The organism is Luteolibacter sp. Y139, assembly GCF_038066715.1.
Lineage (GTDB): Bacteria > Verrucomicrobiota > Verrucomicrobiia > Verrucomicrobiales > Akkermansiaceae > Haloferula > Haloferula soli.
The window spans coordinates 93,473-112,505 of sequence record NZ_JBBUKT010000014.1 but is presented as its reverse complement, the minus strand read 5'-3'; the positions used below and the strand labels follow the sequence as shown (position 1 = coordinate 112,505).

At 61.9% G+C, this 19,033-nt stretch carries 9 protein-coding genes; 6 read left to right on the top strand and 3 right to left on the bottom strand.

Annotated features, from left to right (window positions below; translation table 11 throughout):
- Window positions 1-727 precede the first annotated feature (727 nt).
- A complete protein-coding gene (locus WKV53_RS25530; protein WP_341407671.1) occupies window positions 728-1,594 on the top strand; it encodes a restriction endonuclease in 867 nt (288 codons plus the stop codon).
- A 40-nt stretch (window positions 1,595-1,634) separates the two neighbouring features.
- Here WKV53_RS25530 and WKV53_RS25525 read toward each other — a convergent pair whose 3' ends face one another.
- Complete coding sequence (locus tag WKV53_RS25525) at window positions 1,635-2,504, bottom strand: LEM-3-like GIY-YIG domain-containing protein (RefSeq protein ID WP_341407670.1); 870 nt, start codon at window positions 2,502-2,504, stop codon at window positions 1,635-1,637.
- Between the two features lie 36 nt (window positions 2,505-2,540).
- The gene (thiC, locus tag WKV53_RS25520; protein ID WP_341407669.1) at window positions 2,541-4,526 is read right to left on the bottom strand and encodes a phosphomethylpyrimidine synthase ThiC; all 1,986 of its coding nucleotides are present in this window, start codon (window positions 4,524-4,526) and stop codon (window positions 2,541-2,543) included.
- A 335-nt stretch (window positions 4,527-4,861) separates the two neighbouring features.
- Between thiC and WKV53_RS25515 the strand changes: the two genes are divergently transcribed.
- The 5 genes from WKV53_RS25515 (at window position 4,862) to WKV53_RS25495 (ending at window position 13,074) form a co-directional block, all read left to right on the top strand.
- Window positions 4,862-5,878, top strand: a complete 1,017-nt coding sequence (locus WKV53_RS25515) for an AEC family transporter (protein WP_341407668.1) — start codon at window positions 4,862-4,864, stop codon at window positions 5,876-5,878.
- 72 nt (window positions 5,879-5,950) lie between these two features.
- Window positions 5,951-6,769 carry an IclR family transcriptional regulator gene (locus WKV53_RS25510; RefSeq protein WP_341407667.1) on the top strand — a complete coding sequence of 273 codons (819 nt, stop codon included), beginning with the start codon at window positions 5,951-5,953 and terminating at the stop codon, window positions 6,767-6,769.
- Window positions 6,766-9,729, top strand: a complete 2,964-nt coding sequence (locus WKV53_RS25505) for a PSD1 and planctomycete cytochrome C domain-containing protein (protein WP_341407666.1) — start codon at window positions 6,766-6,768, stop codon at window positions 9,727-9,729. The genes WKV53_RS25510 and WKV53_RS25505 overlap by 4 nt, the downstream gene beginning before the upstream one ends.
- 2 nt (window positions 9,730-9,731) lie before the next feature.
- Window positions 9,732-11,186, top strand: a complete 1,455-nt coding sequence (locus tag WKV53_RS25500) for a DUF1501 domain-containing protein (RefSeq protein WP_341407665.1) — start codon at window positions 9,732-9,734, stop codon at window positions 11,184-11,186.
- 196 nt (window positions 11,187-11,382) lie between these two features.
- Window positions 11,383-13,074, top strand: coding sequence for a 4-alpha-glucanotransferase (locus WKV53_RS25495; RefSeq protein WP_341407664.1), 1,692 nt, complete (start codon window positions 11,383-11,385; stop codon window positions 13,072-13,074).
- Here WKV53_RS25495 and WKV53_RS25490 read toward each other — a convergent pair.
- Complete coding sequence (locus tag WKV53_RS25490) at window positions 13,071-18,878, bottom strand: non-ribosomal peptide synthetase (protein ID WP_341407663.1); 5,808 nt, start codon at window positions 18,876-18,878, stop codon at window positions 13,071-13,073. The two genes, WKV53_RS25495 and WKV53_RS25490, sit on opposite strands and share 4 nt — an antisense overlap.
- Window positions 18,879-19,033: the final 155 nt, after the last annotated feature.

The window sequence follows — 19,033 nt, the reverse complement described above, 5'->3', positions numbered from 1 at the left end:
TGGCCGTAGAAGTTTGTCCCTATTCCAGCGTGATCCCATCGTTCTGAGAAGAACGCCGACTGGCCCCCTCCCATCGAACAAGCGAGCAGTGACAGCGCGTTCCTAAGAGGGAAGCCACGCAAGGAATTCAAAAATTCAATGACTGACCCCTTTTGCTAATTTAATTTAATTGTGGTCATTTGAACTGCAATTATTTTCCTGGAATAGCCGTGACGCTTCTATTGTAATTGGTTTAATGCCAGTGTGATCGGAATTTTTTCCGATGGGTTGGTCGTTTTTTGAAAATAAAATTTGACGCTATTTGTCGTTAGCTGATCATGTGCGCGATGAAACTCGTAAGATCTGGATCACAGCGAAATGCGGGATCGAAAACCTTGTTCGCCGACCACGTAGGCAACCGGAAACATTTCTACGCACCGCAGTTCCACGCGGATCAATCGAGGTTCTCAGTTGGGTTCTGGGGAGAGGATCGCAATTCGACCTACGATTATCGGCTTAGTATGGGAGCGGACGAGGTAATCAAACTCTTGGAAACCTCTTATAGTGGGATGCCGGACATTGCTTCTCGTGCTCTGCTCAAGTCCGCACTTGCGACTCTCAAGGAATTGCTTCCACAGCCTCAGCCTGCTGAGACCAAAGGCTCCCAATTGAAGATCAAATAGGTTCACTTCAAGCCGCAATGCTTCACGTCAGATCCTGAACATGGAAATTCGTTAGAACTTCACTCATGAGCAGCCTTCGAACTCTTGATATACGTCTGCTAGACGAAGTCTTTGACATGGGTGGCGGGTATGTTTTGGACTTCTCCGATAGGACCATGCGTGAATTCTTCGCTGATGAACTCAATGTTGACATCGACGATCCTATTTATTCCCGAGACGGGAGATCTAAGGCCAAGCGTCTACGCTGTTTTCTCAAGACGGTAGACGACCGAAGTGCTGCGAAAGCTCTGAGGGTTCTTTGGCAGCATCGTCAGTTGATGGATGAAAGCCGTGGGCAAGCGTTGGGCGGGGTCCTCCAAGGCAGATTCCTGCAAATCCTTGATAGACTCGAAGGACGCAGCGGTGGGATTGCACACTCGGGTCCTCCTCCGTCCCAAGCATTCGATGTAGAAAGATACCGAACGTTCAAGGAGCGATTGTTGGCACTCAGTCGAATCGAACCCCAAGCACGGGGCTATGCTTTTGAGAAGTTCCTTCGCGACCTCTTCAATTCCTTTGGTCTTGAGGCGCGTGAGCCCTTTCGATTGAAGGGTGAGCAGATTGATGGGAGTTTTGTAATGAGCAATGAGACCTATCTAGTTGAGGCAAAGTGGCACAATAGCTTTTGCGGAGCAGAGCCTTTACATGCTTTCCACGGGAAACTTGATCAGAAGGCGTCTTGGGCACGAGGGGTCTTCATCAGTTACTCCGGATTCACAGCCGATGGGATCTATGCGTTCGGCAGGGGAAAGAGGGTTGTTTGCGTTAGCGGATTGGACCTCCACGAAGCATTTAACCGAGAAATCCCACTAACCCGCCTGCTGGAGGGCAAGGTGCGACGGGCTGCGGAAACGGGGGATGCCTTTGTTGAAATAGCAACATTGTTTCCGTAGCCTGTGGAAGTCACCTTTAGCTTGGCGATTCTTTGCTCCGTCACTCGAATGGCCGAAATCGAACCTGTTTCTCGCCGTGAAGTATTCGGAAGCCGGAGCGGCCGAGATCTCTGGTGAGTTCAACCACTAGGCCGTTACCACGTTTCCAGAAACCTGATTCTTTGATTACCTGTGACCATCTCTTGTGGAGCAGATCTGCGTCCGCGACCTCAGGCCCTACCATTTGAAAACGGTCCGGTCCGAACTCCGACGGCTGCCACGATTCCACTTCAATCACGTGACGGCTAATACCCCGGATAAGACCCACGGCGAAAGCTCGGCCCCCGCCTGCACGGTATTTGGCCAAATCTCGAATGAAACGGTTCGATTTCCAATGGCCTCTAAGAGCAATGTCGTAGCTTTTTCGCTCGGCATGGCCCTTCTCGATATTGAACAGATAGATGCGGCCGTAGTCGGTCTTCGGAGCTAGAGGCTTGGCACCTTTCTCAATGATTAGCTCGTCGAGAGAAATCATCCCATTTTGGACGCTGTGAAGACCTCTTACCTTGTTTCCGGGAGGTTGCAGAACGTCAATCAGAGCACCTTCTACAGCCTCTGCTTGATCTTCGTCTAGATTCCGGCGGATGATCCTGATCTGAGGTTCCGAGTCGCTTCGGTCGAACGAATCGATAATCGACCTCAGCTTCATCGAGTCAATCGTAGATGCGCTGGTCCTGGAAAGTTCGATTATGGTTTCAGCGAAGTGGTGCAAAACGCGTTCGCCAACGCCCTTTCCCACATAAAAAGGGAACTTCTCGCCAGGAGCATATAGAGCGTAAACGTAATTGCGGAGATCTTCCGCGACGAGTGAGTCGATGGTTTTCTTCTGCACGAATTCGCTGATCCGGTGCAGAACATTCGAAGGAATCATCGTTGCAGAGTAGGAACTGAAAATGGATCGGTATGGCTACGCGGGTGTGTAGACCTCCGCGCCTTTTTCGACGAACTCCTGGCTCTTGTCGGCCATGCCTTTTTCTAGGGCGGCTTCTTCGGAGATGCCTTGTTCGGCGGCGTATTTGCGGACGTCTTCGGTGATCTTCATGGAGCAGAAGTGGGGGCCGCACATGGAGCAGAAGTGAGCCGTCTTCGCGCCGTCCTGCGGGAGGGTTTCGTCGTGGAATTCGCGGGCGGTTTCGGGGTCGAGGCCGAGGTTGAACTGGTCTTCCCAACGGAATTCGAAGCGGGCCTTGCTGAGGGCGTTGTCGCGGTATTGGGCACCGGGGTGGCCTTTGGCGAGGTCGGCGGCGTGGGCGGCGAGCTTGTAGGTGATGACGCCGTCCTTGACGTCCTTCTTGTTCGGGAGGCCGAGGTGTTCCTTTGGCGTGACGTAGCAGAGCATGGCGCAGCCATACCAGCCGATCATGGCGGCACCGATGCCGCTGGTGATGTGGTCGTAGCCGGGGGCGATGTCGGTGGTAAGCGGCCCAAGGGTGTAGAAGGGCGCCTCGTGGCACCACTCGAGCTGCTTGGCCATGTTCTCCTCGATCATGTGCATGGGGACGTGGCCGGGGCCTTCGTTCATGACCTGGCAGCCCTTCGCCCAGGCGCGGGTGGTGAGTTCGCCCTGGACTTCGAGTTCGCCGAACTGGGCCTTGTCATTGGCGTCCGCGATCGAGCCGGGGCGGAGGCCATCGCCGATGGAGAAGGAGACATCGTAGGCGGCGCAGATGTCGCAGATCTCGTCCCAATGGGTGTAGAGGAAGTTCTCCTTGTGATGGGCGAGGCACCACTTGGCCATGATGGAGCCGCCGCGGGAGACGATGCCGGTCATGCGGCTGGCGGTGAGAGGGACGAAGCGGAGGAGGACGCCGGCGTGGATGGTGAAGTAGTCGACGCCTTGCTCGGCCTGCTCGATGAGGGTGTCGCGGTAGAGTTCCCAGGTGAGGTCCTCGGCCTTGCCGTTCACTTTCTCAAGCGCCTGATAGATCGGCACGGTGCCGATGGGCACGGGGGAATTGCGGAGGATCCACTCGCGGGTGGCGTGGATGTTCTTGCCGGTGGAGAGGTCCATCACGGTGTCTGCGCCCCACTTGGTGGCCCAGCGCATCTTCTCGACTTCTTCCTCGATGGAGGAGGCGACGGCGGAGTTGCCGATGTTGGCATTGATCTTCACGAGGAAGTTCCGGCCGATGATCATCGGCTCGCACTCCGGGTGGTTCACATTGAGCGGGATGATGGCGCGGCCGGCGGCGACTTCGCTTCTGACAAACTCGGGCGTGATCTCGGTGGGGATGCGCTGTGGGAAGCGGCGGAAGATATTCGGCGTGTAGGGGCTGTCCGGGAGCTGATTGGAACCGGAGTGCTGCTTCTCGAGGTTATTGCGGACGATGTCTTCCTTCATGTCCGCGATCTTCGCGCGGCGCATGTTTTCGCGGATGGCGATGAACTCCATCTCAGGAGTGATGATGCCATGGTCGGCATACCACTTCTGCGTGACGGGCTTGTCCTTCGCGCGGAGCGGCTGGCGGCGCTCGGCGGTGAGGCCGGGGAACTCGACGAACTTGTTCGCGCGCTCGGACTTGGAGGCGAACTCGACGTGCTTCTCGGTGAGGTAGCCATTGTCCTGCGGCTGGACCTCGCGACCATCGTAGGCCTCGACGTCGCCGCGCTTCAGGATCCACTCGCGGCGGAGCGCAGGCAGGCCTTCATCCGAGGTGCCGGTGAAGGAGGGATCGCCCCATGGGCCGGAGCAGTCGTAGACGCGGACGGGCTCGTTCTTCTCGATGCGGCCGTTGAAGGTCTTGGTGTCGTTCAGCGTGATCTCGCGCATCGGCACCTGGACTTCCGGGAAGAGCTCGCCCTGGACGTAGACGCGGTTCGAGGCGGGCAGGGGTGCGCGGGAGGCGTCGTGGGGTCCAGCGGCGGTTCCGGTCGTTTCTTCGGGTGAGATCATGAGAGTTGGAGATGGTAGATGGTGGATCGAAGATGGTAGATGGAAGAAAAGAAGAAGTGCCGAGTGATCAGTTAGCAGTGATCAGTGGGAAGGCAGGCTGGGCGGTGGAACGTGGATGCTTGTGAAGGGAAAGAAAAAGGCCGCGCTGATAAGAGGCGCGGCCGGAAGGAAAAGGTCGGGATGGTACGAACTTCCTAGGGCGGAGCGACCCGCATCAGGTTCGGAGGATTTTCGCCGCGCGCCGGCCGTTCTCAGTTCCTCGATCGGGGAACTCTCCTGTCGTGTGACGGCGACGTTACCGGAGGAAAGGAAACTGCCAAGCGGGAAGTGGGGCGATGACGGCCCGGCAATCCGGCTTGTCGCCCGGGGCGGCGGCGGAAATGCTCGGCGGCGTGGATACTTCCAAGGCGGTTCTTGCGGCGGTGCTGCCGGTGTATTTGATCATTTTGGCGGGGGCCGTCTTGCGGAAGCTGCGGGTGGTGACGGTGGATCAGGACGAGCCGGTGTTCCGGATGGTGTTCAATGTCCTCTATCCCTGCTTCATTCTGGATAAGATCCTCGGGAGCGAGAGCGTCCGCAATGGGTGGTCGGTGGTGTGGGGGATTGGGCTGGGCTTCGGGCTGACGGTGCTGGGATTTGCCGGGGCGTGGCTGTTGGCGGGGCTGCTGAGATTTCAGAAGGGGGGCGGGAAGCGGACCTTTACGCTGGCGGCGGGGGTGCAGAATTTCGGCTACACGGCGATCCCGGTGGTCCAGCAGATCTGGTTTGGGGCGATGGCGATGCTCTTCGTCCACAATCTCGGGGTGGAGCTGGCGATCTGGTCGGTGGGGGTGATGATCCTTTCCGGCGAGAAGACCATCCCGTGGCGGAAGCTGGTGAACGGGCCGGTGATTTCCGTGCTGCTCGGGCTGGTGCTGGTGGGGAGCGGGATCGACCGCTATCTGGACGCTGGAGGCGGGAATATGGTGGGAGTGGCGATCAGAAAGGCGATGGCGTGGACCGGCGCGGGGGCTTTCCCGGTGGCGCTGCTGATTACCGGGGCGCTGGTGAGTGATCTGATCATTTCGGAGCGGCCGTCGCTGAAAGTCGTGCTGAGCGGGGTGGTGGTCCGGCTGGCGGTGCTGCCGCTGATGCTGCTGGCGGCGGCGAAATTCCTGCCGGCACCGGTGGAGCTGAAGCAGGTGCTGGTGGTTCAGGCAGCGATGCCCTCGGCCATGACGCCCATCATGCTGGCAAAAGTTTACGGAGGGCGGCCGGGGGTGGCCGTGCAAATTGTCATTGCTACTACAGTGGTCAGCCTCGTCACGCTGCCCTTTGTGATCGTGTGGGGCCGCCAGTGGGTAGGTTTGTGATGGATTTCCGGTTACGGATTTGAAAGGAAACGGGTGCCCCTTTTGGTATGAGGGGCTTGCACCGCGTTCGATATGACAAACGAATCTGACTGGGAGAACAGCGCCGATAATCCACGCGCGCGCTACATTGTGCCGAATCTCGACCGTGCACTCGTGATGCTGGAGCTTTTGAGCTCCCGTCCCGAGGGGATCAACGTGAGTGACCTCGGCGTGGAACTCAAGATCCCGAAGAACAGCGCCTTCCGCATCGCGGTGACGCTGGAGAACCGCGGGTTCCTGGAAAAGGTGGAAGGCACCAAGCGCTACCGCCTGACGCCGCGCCTGCTGGTGCTGGGAGCGATGTCGGTGACGGATGCGAACCTTTTCGAGAAGTCCATCGATGTGATGCGCCGCCTGCGCGATGCGACCGGTGAGACCGCGCTGCTCGGCACGATGATCGATGGCGAAGGTGTGGTGCTCGACCAGGCGCTCGGCACGCATCACTTCAAGTTTGCCGTGGATGCCGGCACGCGCTTCTGCCTCCACACCGCCGCGCCGGGCAAGGCGATGCTGGCGGCGATGCCGGAGGAAGAACGCGTCCAGCGGGTGATGAAGATGAAGCTGCCGCGTTTCACGGCGAACACGATCACCACGCACGAGGCTTTCCTGGAGCATCTCAGGGTGGTCGGCGAGCGCGGCTACGGCTTCGACCTTGCGGAAGAGATGGAGGGTCAGACCTGCATCGGCGCCGCGATTCGGGGAGCCACGGGTGGCGTGATTGCCGCGCTGTGGATCACCGCACCGTCCTCACGCATTCCAGACAGCCAGCTCGATTCTTTCGGAGCGGTGGTAAAAGCCCATGCAGATGAAATTTCAGGACGCTTCGGGGCCGTTCTGTCTCAGATGGCATGATTCGACCCCTGGTCATCGGTCTCTCTGCTCTGGGTCTCGCTGCATCCCGGTCGGGAGCGGCCGAGACGGAGGGCGTGGAGTACTTTCGCAACGAGGTGAAGCCGATCCTGGAGCAGAATTGCTTCAAGTGCCACGGCGGCCTCGATGAGAAGGGACATCCGAAGGTGCGAGGAGGCCTGCAGCTCATCAGCCGCAAGGGGCTGATGAAGGGGGGCGCGCTCGGGGCGGTCTTCAACGAGGCTGAGCCGGCGAAGAGCCTGATTCTGGAGGCGCTCTCATACAAGAACGAGGACCTGCAGATGCCGCCGCGCGGCAAGCTGGATGACGGCGATCAGGCGAAGATCGCCCGATGGCTGGAGATGGGGGCACCGTGGACGCCGGAGGATGCCGACGTGCTGGTGGAAGTGCACGATCCGCTCGCGGGCGTGACCGAGGTCAATGAGAAGACCAAGACGCACTGGTCCTACCGGCCGATGGAGCGGCATGAGCCGCCGAAGGTTTCCGATCCCGCATGGGCGGTGAATCCGGTGGATGCTTTCATCCTGGCGAAGCTGGATGAGAAGGGGCTGAAGCCGGTGGGCGAGGCATCCAAGGCGGCATTGCTACGACGTTTATCGTACGATCTGACGGGGTTGCCGCCGTCGTTGGAAGAGATCCGGGCCTTTGAAGCGGACAATTCGCCGGATGCGTGGAGCAAGCAGGTGGATCGCCTGCTCGATACGCCGCAGTATGGCGAGAAGTGGGCGCGGCATTGGCTGGATGTGGTGCGCTATGCGGAGTCGAACGGCTTCGAGCGCGACAACGACAAGCCGTATGTGTGGCGCTATCGCGACTACGTGATCCGCGCCTTCAACCAGGACAAGCCTTACAACCGCTTCGTGGCCGAGCAGATTGCCGGTGATGAGCTTCCCGACAAGACGGCCGACTCGCAGATCGCGACCGGCATGATGCGGCTGATGGCGTGGGACGATGATCCGGCGGATCCTCCGCAGCATTTCTTCGATGTGCTGGATGACAATGTCCGCACCGTTACCGAGGGATTTCTTGGCATGACCGCGGGTTGTGCGCGTTGCCATGATCACAAGGGCGACCCGATTCCGCAGAAGGATTATTACAAGTTCGTCTCTTTCTTCCGCGGCATCGAGCCGATGGGGAAGGGGGGCAAGCAGACGCAGTATATCCAGTCTCCCGAACTGGTTGAGAATCGTGACCACCAACTCGCTGAGCTCGGTGCCGAGGAGAAGCGGATCCGGGAAGGGATGGCGCGTTCCGAGGAAAACGCGCTGGTCAATGTGCGTCGCACCAATCCCGAGGTTGCGGGACGAGTGGACAATATGGCGCCGCCGGATCGCTGGCTGGTGACCGATGCGCGGATGCGTCCGACGACCTGGTTCTATACGACCACCAAGCCGGCTGAGGATTGGTCGGCTGTTAGTTTCCGCGCCGAGCGCGCGAATTGGCAGCAGGGAGCCGCTGGCTTCGGCACGGCGGCGCCGGGTGTGCAGGCCAAGACCGTGTGGACGAGCGCGGACATCTGGCTTCAGACGACCTTCGGGCTGCAAGCGATTCCGAAGTCGGTGCTGCTGCACCTTTATCACGACGAGGATATCGAGATTTTCCTGAACGGCCAGCCGGTGCTGCAGCGCGAGCATCATGTGAGCGACTACGAGCGCATCACCGCATCGCGCGAGTTCATGGCGGCGCTGCAGACCGGGCGCAACGTGCTGGCCGTGCACGTTCACCAGACGGCCGGTGGGCAGTTCTTTGATCTGGGGCTGGAGGTGGATGCGATCACGCCGTCCGACCTGGTGATGAATCGCGACTATCGCGCGGTGAGCCGCAAGGACCGCGAGCTTTACCGGCGGGGACAGGCTCGGCTTGAAGAGATCGAGATGCTGAAGAAGTCGCCAGGCGTTGAGGCGATGGTGATCACGGAAAGTGGTCCGGTGCCGCCGCCGACGCACGTGCTGCTGCGTGGCAGTGCCCATGCCGAGGGCGATGAGGTGCAGCCCGGCTTTCCTGCGATCTGGGGTGGCGAGGTGGCCTCGGTGTCTCCGCCGGCGGCTGATGCCAAGACGAGCGGTCGCCGTCTCGCGCTCGCGAACTGGATGACCCGTCCCGATAATCCGCGCACGGCGCGGGTGATGGTGAACCGGATCTGGGAGCATCATTTCGGCCGGGGCATCTGTCCGACGCCGAATGACTTTGGTTATCTCGGGACGGAGGCGACGCATCCCGAGTTGCTCGATTGGTTGGCGACGGAGTTTGTTGCGAAGGGCTGGAGCGTGAAGGCGATGCATCGGCTGCTGCTGAACTCGAAGACGTACCGGCTTTCGATTTCGTCCGACCCGAAGGACGCGGCGGCGGATCCCGCCAACGATCTTTTCTGGCGCTTCAATCCGCGGCGGCTGGGTGCCGAGGAATTGCGCGACTCGATCCTGCTCAGCACGGGTGAGCTGAACTTGGAAATGAGCGGCCCGAGTGTGTTCGTGACGATTCCCGAGGAGGTGCTGGCCACGTCCTCGACGAAGGGCGGCAAGTGGGGCGTGAGTCCGCCGGATCAGGCGGATCGCCGGAGCATTTACGTGAAGATCAAGCGCTCGCTGTTGCCGCCGCTGTTCACGGACTTTGACCTCGCGGATACGGACAACTCTTGCCCGGTGCGCTTTACCACCACGGTGCCGACCCAGGCGCTGGCGATGATGAACAGCGAGTTCATTCACGACGAAGCCTCCCGGCTGGCGAGTCGGCTTGAGCGTGAGCATCCGGGGGATTTGCAGGCGCAGGTGAAGCGGGCTTTCGAACTGGTGATTTCGCGCGAGCCGGATGAGAGCGAGGTCGTTCGCTCGCTGGCCTTCATCAACAAGCTCAAGACCGAGAGCAAGCTCACGCCTGAAGTGGCGCTGCAACGCTTCGCGGTGGCGGTCTTCAGCTTCAACGAATTCTTCTATCTCGACTAGCCATGATCCTGCGTCCACCCACCGGCAACTTTTGCGGCCGCGTTCATCGCCGTGAATTCCTTCACCAGATCGGTGGCGGATTCACTTCGCTGGCGTTGGCTGGCATGATGTCGCGCGATGGGGTGTTCGCGAGCGAAGCGGGTTATGACAATCCGCTGGCTCCGAAGCAGCCGCAGCTGCCGGCGAAGGCGAAGTCGGTGATCTTTCTCTTCATGTATGGCGGGCCGAGCCACATGGATACCTTCGACTACAAGCCGAAGATGTATCCGCTGGATGGCAAGACGGTGCCGATCAAGACCTTCGGCCGCGGTGGCAAGAAGAACGAAGGGCGCGTGGTGGGGCCGAAGTGGCAGTTTCGCCAGTATGGCCAATCGGGGAAGTGGGTCTCGGAGCTGTTTCCTAACATCGGCGGCTGTGTTGATGACATTGCTTTCATCCACTCGATGACTGCGGATTCGCCGATCCATGGCTCGGCGATGCTGATGATGAACAGCGGCTCGTTGCTCAGCGGTAAGCCTTCGCTCGGATCGTGGGTCAACTATGGTCTCGGCTCGCTCAATGAGAATCTGCCTGGGTACGTGGTGATGCTGGACAAGACCGGTGGGCCGATCTCCGGTGCGAAGAATTGGAGCAGTGGCTACATGCCGGCGAGCTATCAGGGTGTGGTATTTCGTTCGCAGGGGAATCCGATTTTGAATTTGGAGAACCGGCCCGGGATGGATCGGGTGCAGCAGCGTTCGCTGCTGGATTTTCTGGGCGATATCAACCGCGGCCACATGAAGGGGCGCGAGCATAATAGCGACCTGTCCGCGCGGATTGCTTCGTATGAGCTCGCGTATCGGATGCAGGCGACTGCGCCGGAGGCGATCGACGTGGAGAGCGAGCCGGAGCACATCAAGAAGCTCTATGGGATGGATGGCAGCCGGACGGATGACTTTGCGAGGAAGTGCATTTTGGCGCGGCGGCTCGTGGAGCGTGGTACTCGTTTCATCCAGATTTACTCCGGTGGGGCTCATAATGACGACAACTGGGATGCCCATGGGGATCTCGTGAAGAACCACGAGTTCCATGCGGGGAATACGGACAAGCCGATTGCGGGTTTGATTCAGGATTTGAAGCAGCGCGGTCTGTTGGATGAGACGCTGATTATTTGGGGTGGTGAATTCGGTCGTCAGCCGACGGCGGAGTATGCCGAGGGGACGGGGCGCGATCACAATGCGTATGGCTTCACGACGTGGATGGCCGGTGGTGGGATCAAGGGTGGCACGACCTTTGGTGAGACCGATGAGCTCGGTGGGGAGGCAGTGAAGGACCGGGTGCAGGTGAAGAATTTACACGCCACGGTGCTCAAGCAGATGGGGCTCGATCCGAATCACCTGACCTACTTCTATGGGGGGCTGGATCAGAAGCTCGTGGGGGTGGAGGGGGCGGATCCGATTCACGAGATTATTGCGTGATCGGTGGGCGAGGGATGGTTTCGGACCTTGCCCTGGATGGTGCCGCCAGAAGCATGAGGCCTCCCTTCAGGAGGCGATGGTGCTGGTCCTCTGACCCGGCACTGCGTGCCGGGCTTTTATGAGCCGTCCCGTTGGGACGAAGAGATCTGGATGACGAAGAGAGGGGGCGACACGCTTCCGGCTGGAACGTGGCACGATGTCTGCCAGCCTCACCCGCATGTCCGTTCGACTCGCAGGCCTCCTCCTGCCCGCTTTCACGCCCCGCCGGGAGGGGGATCTTGGTATTGGTGATACGCGTGCCTTGAAGCAGTGGATCGACCGTTGCGCTGCGAATGGCATCGGCTTTCTGCAACTGCTGCCGCTGAATGAAACCGGTGGCGACGATAGTCCGTACAACGCGATTACCTCGGTGGCGCTGGAGCCATTGTACTTGTCGATGGATGCGCGGGATATTCCCGGCCTTGAGGAATCCGATGTCGAACTCGCGCGAGTCGAGCTCGGGGAGCATCTCCAGGCCGATCGCGTGAACTATGCCGCGGTTCGCCAGGCCAAGCGTGCTTTGTTGGAAAAAGCGTGGAGTCGCTTCAATTCCGGTCCGGGGGATATCGCCTTCTTCCGCTTCCGGCGGGAGGAGAAGGCGTGGCTGGAGAATTACTGCATCTATCGTTGGTTGATGGACCAGGCTGGTGGTTCCGAGGCTTGGGACTATTGGCCGGAGCCCTTGCGCACGGTGGAGGGGGCGATGGCCCACCTCGAAGCGAGCAAGGCAGCGAGCGCGGCGGTGGTGGAGGAGCGGCTGGAGTTTTACGCGTGGGTGCAGTGGCTGTGCTTTGTCCAGTGGCGCTCGGTCCGCGAGCATGCCGATCACAAGAACGTGAAGCTGATGGGCGATATCCCGATCGGCGTGAGCCGCTACTCGGCGGATGTGTTCTTCAATCGTGAGGACTTTGATCTGAATTGGTGCGGAGGTGCGCCGCCGGAGACACTCTTCAAGCATGATCGCTTCATCCAGCAGTGGGGGCAGAACTGGGGCATCCCGCTCTATCGGTGGGACCGGATGGAAGCGGCTGGTTTCCCGTGGTGGCGGCAGCGGATCTCGATGCTGACGGACATCTTCCACATCTTCCGGATCGATCACGTGCTCGGCTTTTACCGGATCTATTCATTCCCGTGGCAGCCACAGCGGAATGCCGAGTTTCTCGGTCTAACGGAGGACGAGGCGGTCGAGCTCACTGGCGGTCCCTTGCCGGGGTGGAGTCCACGGCCAGACGATACACCGGAGAATCGGGAGCTGAATCGCGCGGAGGGTGACGTGCGGTTGAAGATGGTCATCGAGGCTGCGCGTGGAGCGGCGGTCGTGGGCGAGGATCTCGGGTGCGTACCGGAGTATGTGAGGCCGCACCTTGCCTCGCTGGATGTCGCCGGCTTCCGGGTGCCGCACTGGGATGCCGATGAGGAGGGGCATGTGATCCTGCCTGATGAATTGCCCGAGTGTTCATTCGCCACCTATGCGACGCATGACCACGACTCATTGCCGGCGATGTGGGAAGGGTTCCGCGAAATCGCAGAGGATCCGGAGGCCGAAGAAGGCGAGCGTTCCGGGGCGGTGAACAATCTCCGGCTGATGGCCGAGTTCGCGGACATCGAGCCGGATCAACCTTACAGCGCGGAAGTGAAGGAAGCGTTGTTCAAGGCGCTGCTCGATTCCAAGTCGCGCTATGCTGCGATCATGATCACCGACTTGTGCGATCTCACCGACCGCATCAATTCACCGGGCACCGTGGGTCCGCAGAACTGGAGCTTCCGCCTGCCCGATTCACTGGAGAGCGTGGCGCTTGCGGAGCTTGCGAAGCTGCGTCCGCTGATTCAGGAAGCGAAGCGCTGTTAGGCCTTCTGGGGAAAGAGCACCTGCCTCATCACGTCGGCCACTTCCTTGGCGGAGCGGCGGCGCAGGAATTCCTCGTGGCGGCCGGGCACGGTGTGGACTTCGATTTCGCAGGGTGCCGACCAGCCGAGCGTGGGCGGGCGTGGCAGCCAGCCATCGTCATCGGCACGGATCAGCACGATGCGCTTGGCCCGGGGCAGACGCGACTGGTGCTTGTGGAGGGCTTCCCAATGAAGGGTGGCTCGCTCTTGGGATTCCGGGTCGAGGACATCGAGATCGAGAATGCCGCGGATGTCCGGGATGCCGTCCTTGCGCGAGAGCCGTGTCATTTCGGAGGCGGCGGCGCGTTGCTTCATTTTCAAGCGGCGAAGCACGGCTTCAGCGTCCCGCTTCATGAAGCTCTTCACGCGGCCGGGAAGGCGCGAGAGAATGCGCTGCCAAGTGGCGAGGTGAAGCCAAGGATTGTGATGGGAAGCGGGGTGAGGCGGAGCAGCCTCCAGCAGGCAGAGCAGCTCGATTTCCTCGCCCGCGTCTGCGAGCTGGGAGGCGATTTCCGCGGCGAGATTTCCGCCGAAGCAGAAGCCGGCGATTTTGTAAGGTCCGCGTGGCTGGGCGGCGCGGATCTTCGCGACGTGGGCGGTGGCCATGGCGGCCAGCGTGTCGAAGCCATGCGCCCCTTCGGCGATGCCGTGCGAGTCGGTGACGTCGCCTAACAACTGTGCCGTCTCGCGATAGGGCAGGAGTCCCATGCCGCCATCGACCAGGGTGTGGCACCAGAAGAGCGGGGTGCCGCCTTGGCCGCGGGCCAGCGGTAGCACCCGCGGTTCCGCCAGGTCAGGCGCGGCTTTCTCGCGGATTTGCGCGGCCATGCCGGCGGGCGTTGGGCGATCGAACAACCAATCGAGCGAGACCGTGATGCCGGTGCGTTGGGTAGCTTCCGTGACGAGGCGTGCCGCGACGAGCGAGTGTCCGCCGAGTGCGAAGAAGTCGTCGTCGGGTTGGACGTTCCGGCTTCCCAAGGCTCCGGCCCAGATCTGGCAGAGTTCGGTTACCAGCGGGTCACCGGCGTTCGTTGCGACTGGATTTTCAATGGAGGCTTCGGGCAGCGGGCGCGCGGCGAGGGCCTTGCGATCAATCTTGCCGCTTGCTGTCAGAGGCATGTGATCGATGGCGACCAGCGGTGCCGGAATCATGTAGTCCGGAAGTCGTGCGCGGAGGTGCGCGGTGATTTCGGAAGCGGGCAGCCCGGGAACGGTGGGGCGATACCATGCGACGAGGCGCTCATCCTTGAGCACGGTGGCGGCCTCAGCGATGCCGAGATGGGAGAGCAGGGCGGCATCGATTTCGCCAAGCTCCACGCGGAAGCCACGGATCTTGATTTGGCCATCGGAGCGCCCGAGGCATTCGAGCGAGCCATCGGCGTGCCAGCGGGCGAGATCGCCGGTGCGATAGATCCGGGGCATCTCGACGGAAGGAGTCGGGACGAAGCGTTCAGCTGTTAGGTCGGGGTGTTGCCAGTAGCCGTCGGCCAAGCCCGCGCCGGAAATAAGCAATTCGCCGGGGATGCCGGGAGGGAGCGGGGAGCCATCGTTTCCGGCGATGTGGATGCCGGTATTGGCGATGGGGTGGCCGATCAGGATGCGCTCGGGATTGTCCGGCACGCGCCAGATGGTGGACCACACGGTGGTCTCGGTGGGGCCGTAGAGGTTCCAGAGTTCGCGGCCGAGCGGGAGCAGCTTGCGGGCGAGCGGCAGGTCCATGGCCTCGCCACCGCAGAGGATCTTCATGCCGGGCGAGCCGTGCCAGCCCGCGTCGATCAGCATGCGCCAAGTGGCGGGTGTGGCCTGCATCACGTCCGGCGTGGTCGCTTCGAGTCGTGAAAGGAGTGCGGCGGGATCGCGGGCGACGCAACCGGGGACGAGGTCCACGGTGCCGCCGGCGACGAGAGGCAGGAAGATTTCCAGCGCCGAGATGTCGAAGGACACGGTGGTCACGGCGAGCAGGCGCTGGCCTTGGCTGAAGCCCGGTTCCTCCTGCATCGAGAGGAGGAAATTCGCCAGCGCGCCGTGGGAAACGATCACGCCCTTTGGCTTTCCGGTGGAGCCGGAGGTGTAAAGGATGTAGGCGGCGTCCTGCGGATTTACCGGGACTGGCTCGGGAAGGCTCGTGCCCGCAAGCATGGCGGGATCAAGTACGATAGATGTCGTATTTGGCGGCAGGCGATCGACGAGCGATGGGGAAACGAGGACGTGGAGCGGGGCCTGGTCCTCCAGCACCAGCGCGAGACGCTCGGGTGGATTGGCGGAGTCCAGCGGAACGTAGGCGGCCCCGCATTTCCAGGCGGCCAGCAAAGCGACCGGCAGCAGGAGATCGCGCTCTAACAAAATGGCGATGCGATCACCGGGCTTGATGCCCTTTCGCTGCAGCGATGCAGCCAAGGACGCAGCGCTCGAATCGAGGGTGGCGTAGTCGAGCGATTCCTCGCCGCAGACGAGGGCGGTTTGTTTTGCGAGACGGTTGCAAGTCGCGGCGATGAGCGCGGGAGTGGTTTGCTTCGGGAACCCTGGGCGCGCGGCTCCCTGACCTGCCGAGAGCAGGTGGAGGAGGTCATTTTCCGATAGACCGTCGATGGCGTGGATGGGCCGTGAGGCTTCGCGGCAGACGGCACCGAGCGTCGCGAGATAGCGGTCGAGCATCGCGTCCGCCGTTTCCCTCTTGAAGAGATCGTCGCGATATTCGAGCACCACTTGCTGGCGGTCCGAGAGCACGAAGTAGAGCAGGCTGAGATCGAACTGCACCGCGCCGCGATGGGCGAGGTAGGGACGGCAGCGGAGGCCGCCGTGCCAGGTTTCGGCGATCGGGATTTCCTGGTGATCGAACATCACCTGGGCGAGCGGGGTGCGATCGCGGGCGCGCTCGGGGCGAATGGCCTCGATGATGCGCTCGAAGGGGGCATCCTGTGCGCCCTGCATTTCGAAGGCGGCATCGCGGACGCGGTTTAACAACGAGAGGAACGTCTCCGACGGATCGAGCGTGAGCCGGAAGGGCAGGGTATTGACGAGGGTTCCGACGAGGTCAGCGGCGGCGGCGTGGTTACGATTGGCGACCGGCACGGCGATCACTGGATCATCATCGCCGCCGTGGCGTCGCAGCAGCAGCAGGAAGGCCGCGAGCTGGACCATGAAGGGCGTGACGCGGCGGGACTTGGCGAAAGCGGTGACGCGTTCGACGAGGCCGGCTGGCACGGTACGCTCCACGGCACCACCGAGTGACGAGGGCTTGGCCGGTCGCGGGAAATCGGTGGCGAGTTCCATCACGCCGGAGTGACCTGTTAGACGGCGCTTCCAGTAGAGGGTCGCGGCATCGGCGGCACCGTCTTCGATCCAGCGGCGATGCCATGCCGCGTAGTCGAGGTAGTCCGGTCCAGCCAGTGGTGACGGGGCCTGGGTGCCGCCGGTGAAGGCATCGTAGTAGGCGGCGAGGTCGCGGACGAGCAGGCGCACCGACCAGCCGTCAGCGACGATGTGATGGGCACACAGCGCGAAGATGTGATGGTTCTTTCCACAATCGATCAGCAGCGCGCGGATGGGTGATTCATTCGCGAGATCGAATGGCCGCAAGGCGAAGGCGTGTAGGACTTCTTCACGCGGGCCGCTGCTGCGCTCGATGGGCGGCGGTGGGCTATCGTCGAGGCGCACCGTGAGGCGGCCGTCATTCATCCGGTGACGGCTGCGCAGGATGCTGTGGCGGGAAAGCAGGGTGGTGTAGGCGCGCTCGAGCGCGAGGGAGTCGAGCGGCCCCTCCAACTCCAGGGCACCGAAGACATGATAGGCGGCGCTTTCCGGCTCCAACTGATGGAGGAAGCCCATGCGCTCCTGCGAGTGGGTGAGGAGGCCGCTGTCACGTCCCGAGCCGGGAACGATCTCGGGCAGCGGAGTGCCGGTCCTGCCTTCAAAGCTGCTGGCGAGATGGCCGAAGGAAGTCGCTGAGAAGAGTTCTGCAAGGGAGACTTCGACACCGGTAGTGGCTCGCAGGAGGGCGGCCAAGCGGGTAGCCTCAATGGAACTAAGGCCGAAGGCGATCAGGTCGTCCTCCGCAGTCACGCCATCGCGGCCGGAGACTTCGCGCACGGCATCCAGCACTGCATCCAGCCACTTGCCGCCCGGCGGAATCGCGGGCGAGAGGGCGGCTTCGTCGAAGGTGACGATGAGCTTTCGCTGCTGGTAGGCCTCGCGTGCGGCGGAGCGCTGGAGCTTCCCGCTGGTGGTGCGGGGCAGGGTGCCGGTGCGAACGAAGACGATGCGATGGATGGGCAATTCCAGGGAATCGGCAATGCTGCGGCGGATGGCGGTGGCAAGTTCGGCCAGCTCCTTCTCTGGAAGGCGTGGCGATTCGATCGCCAGTATCAACCCTTCACCGGTGGGAGTATCGCCCGCGAAGGCAGCGGCGGCGGCGAACTGCGGGAAGGCACTGGCCAGGGCGGCCTCGACATCCTCCGGGGCCACATTGGTGCCGCCGAGGATGATCAGATCCTTGATGCGGCCGACCACGTGGAGTTCGCCGTTTTCGAGATAGCCGCGGTCGCCGGTGTGCAGCTCGCCCTCGGCTCCGAAGATCCTGGCGCTTTCCTCCGGGTGGTTCCAGTAGCCCGCGGCGACGCTGGTGCCTTTGACGCGGATCTCGCCGATCTTTCCGGGCGGCAGGGTTTGTCCGGTGGCAGGATCCGCGATGCGCACTGACAGGCCATCGATCACCGGTCCGCAGGAGACATGCTGGCCGGCTTCGGGATGATGGGAGATGCTCTGGAATTTCCCCGAGCGACAGGCGGTGACGATGAGGGTGGACTCGGCCAAGCCGTAGCCGGGCAGGAAGGTCTCCGGCCGGAAGCCGTAGGGCGCAAAGCGGCGGGTGAAGCGCTGGAGGGTATCGATGCGGATCCGCTCGGCGCCGGTGGGCGCGGCGGTCCAGCAGGAGAGATCGAGGCCGGCGAGTTCCTCGTCGCGGATCGAGCGCAGGCAGAGATCGAAGGCGAAATTCGGGCCGCCGCTGAATTCGGCGCGGTAGCGGCTGATCGCGCGCAGCCAGCGGACCGGGCGCTGCACGAAGTGATCGGGCGAGAAGAAGGTGAGCGGGACTCCCGAGTCGAAGGAGAAGAGGATCTTCAGGATGAGCCCCATGTCATGGTAGGGCGGCAGCCAGCTCAGCATGGAGCGGATGCCCAGGCCACGGACGGTATTGCCGAGTGCAGCGAGGTGTTGCCGGAGATGACGATGATGAAGCACCACGCCCTTCGGCTTCGCCGTGGAGCCGGAGGTGTATTGGATCAGGCAGGGGACTTCCCCATAAGGGGCATCTCCGGCGAAGGGCTGGCCGGTGGAGAGTTCTTCCCAAGTCAGGACCCTGACCCCGGGGATGGGCTTGGCGGGTGTTTCCCCGATGGCGAGGGCCGCGCCGGAATCCCGGAGGATTGCCTCGAGCCGTTGCCGGTGGCGATTCCCGCTCGGTGGGTAGGCCGGCACTGCGATCGCCCCGGCGTACCAGCAGGCGAAAAGGCCGATGATGAAATCCAGACCGGGCGAGTGCATCAACAGCACCGGCTTTCCGGAGGCGCCGGCCTCGACCAGATTCGCGGCTTGGATCCGCGCCTGCCGCAGCAGTTCGCCGTAGTGGAGCAGGCGCTCGTTTTCCTCTCCGTCCACGAGAAACCGGAAGGCCAGCCGCCCGGCATCGGCAGCAGCCCTCTGGTCCAGCACCGCGGGAAGCGGGCCGACGATTGGACGGTCCAGGGTGAGTGCTCTGGTGGTCATTCAGGGGGGGGCGCTGCGCGGCGAACCACAGCAGCTCGGTGACGCTACCGAAATCGATCCCGGGGGACAACTCCGCCCCTCCTACGTGATCGCGTGAGGAAAGGCAAAGAAGTTGAGGCAAGATGCATGCCTGTGACGGGTTTGGATCAAAAATA

Excerpts from the sequence above, each read along its gene's own strand:
- WKV53_RS25530 (WP_341407671.1), top strand. The coding sequence starts at position 728 with ATGAGCAGCCTTCGAACTCTTGATATACGTCTGCTAGACGAAGTCTTT.
- WKV53_RS25525 (WP_341407670.1), bottom strand. The coding sequence starts at position 2,504 with ATGATTCCTTCGAATGTTCTGCACCGGATCAGCGAATTCGTGCAGAAG.
- thiC (WP_341407669.1), bottom strand. The coding sequence starts at position 4,526 with ATGATCTCACCCGAAGAAACGACCGGAACCGCCGCTGGACCCCACGAC.
- WKV53_RS25515 (WP_341407668.1), top strand. The coding sequence starts at position 4,862 with ATGACGGCCCGGCAATCCGGCTTGTCGCCCGGGGCGGCGGCGGAAATG.
- WKV53_RS25510 (WP_341407667.1), top strand. The coding sequence starts at position 5,951 with ATGACAAACGAATCTGACTGGGAGAACAGCGCCGATAATCCACGCGCG.
- WKV53_RS25505 (WP_341407666.1), top strand. The coding sequence starts at position 6,766 with ATGATTCGACCCCTGGTCATCGGTCTCTCTGCTCTGGGTCTCGCTGCA.
- WKV53_RS25500 (WP_341407665.1), top strand. The coding sequence starts at position 9,732 with ATGATCCTGCGTCCACCCACCGGCAACTTTTGCGGCCGCGTTCATCGC.
- WKV53_RS25495 (WP_341407664.1), top strand. The coding sequence starts at position 11,383 with ATGTCTGCCAGCCTCACCCGCATGTCCGTTCGACTCGCAGGCCTCCTC.
- WKV53_RS25490 (WP_341407663.1), bottom strand. The coding sequence starts at position 18,878 with ATGACCACCAGAGCACTCACCCTGGACCGTCCAATCGTCGGCCCGCTT.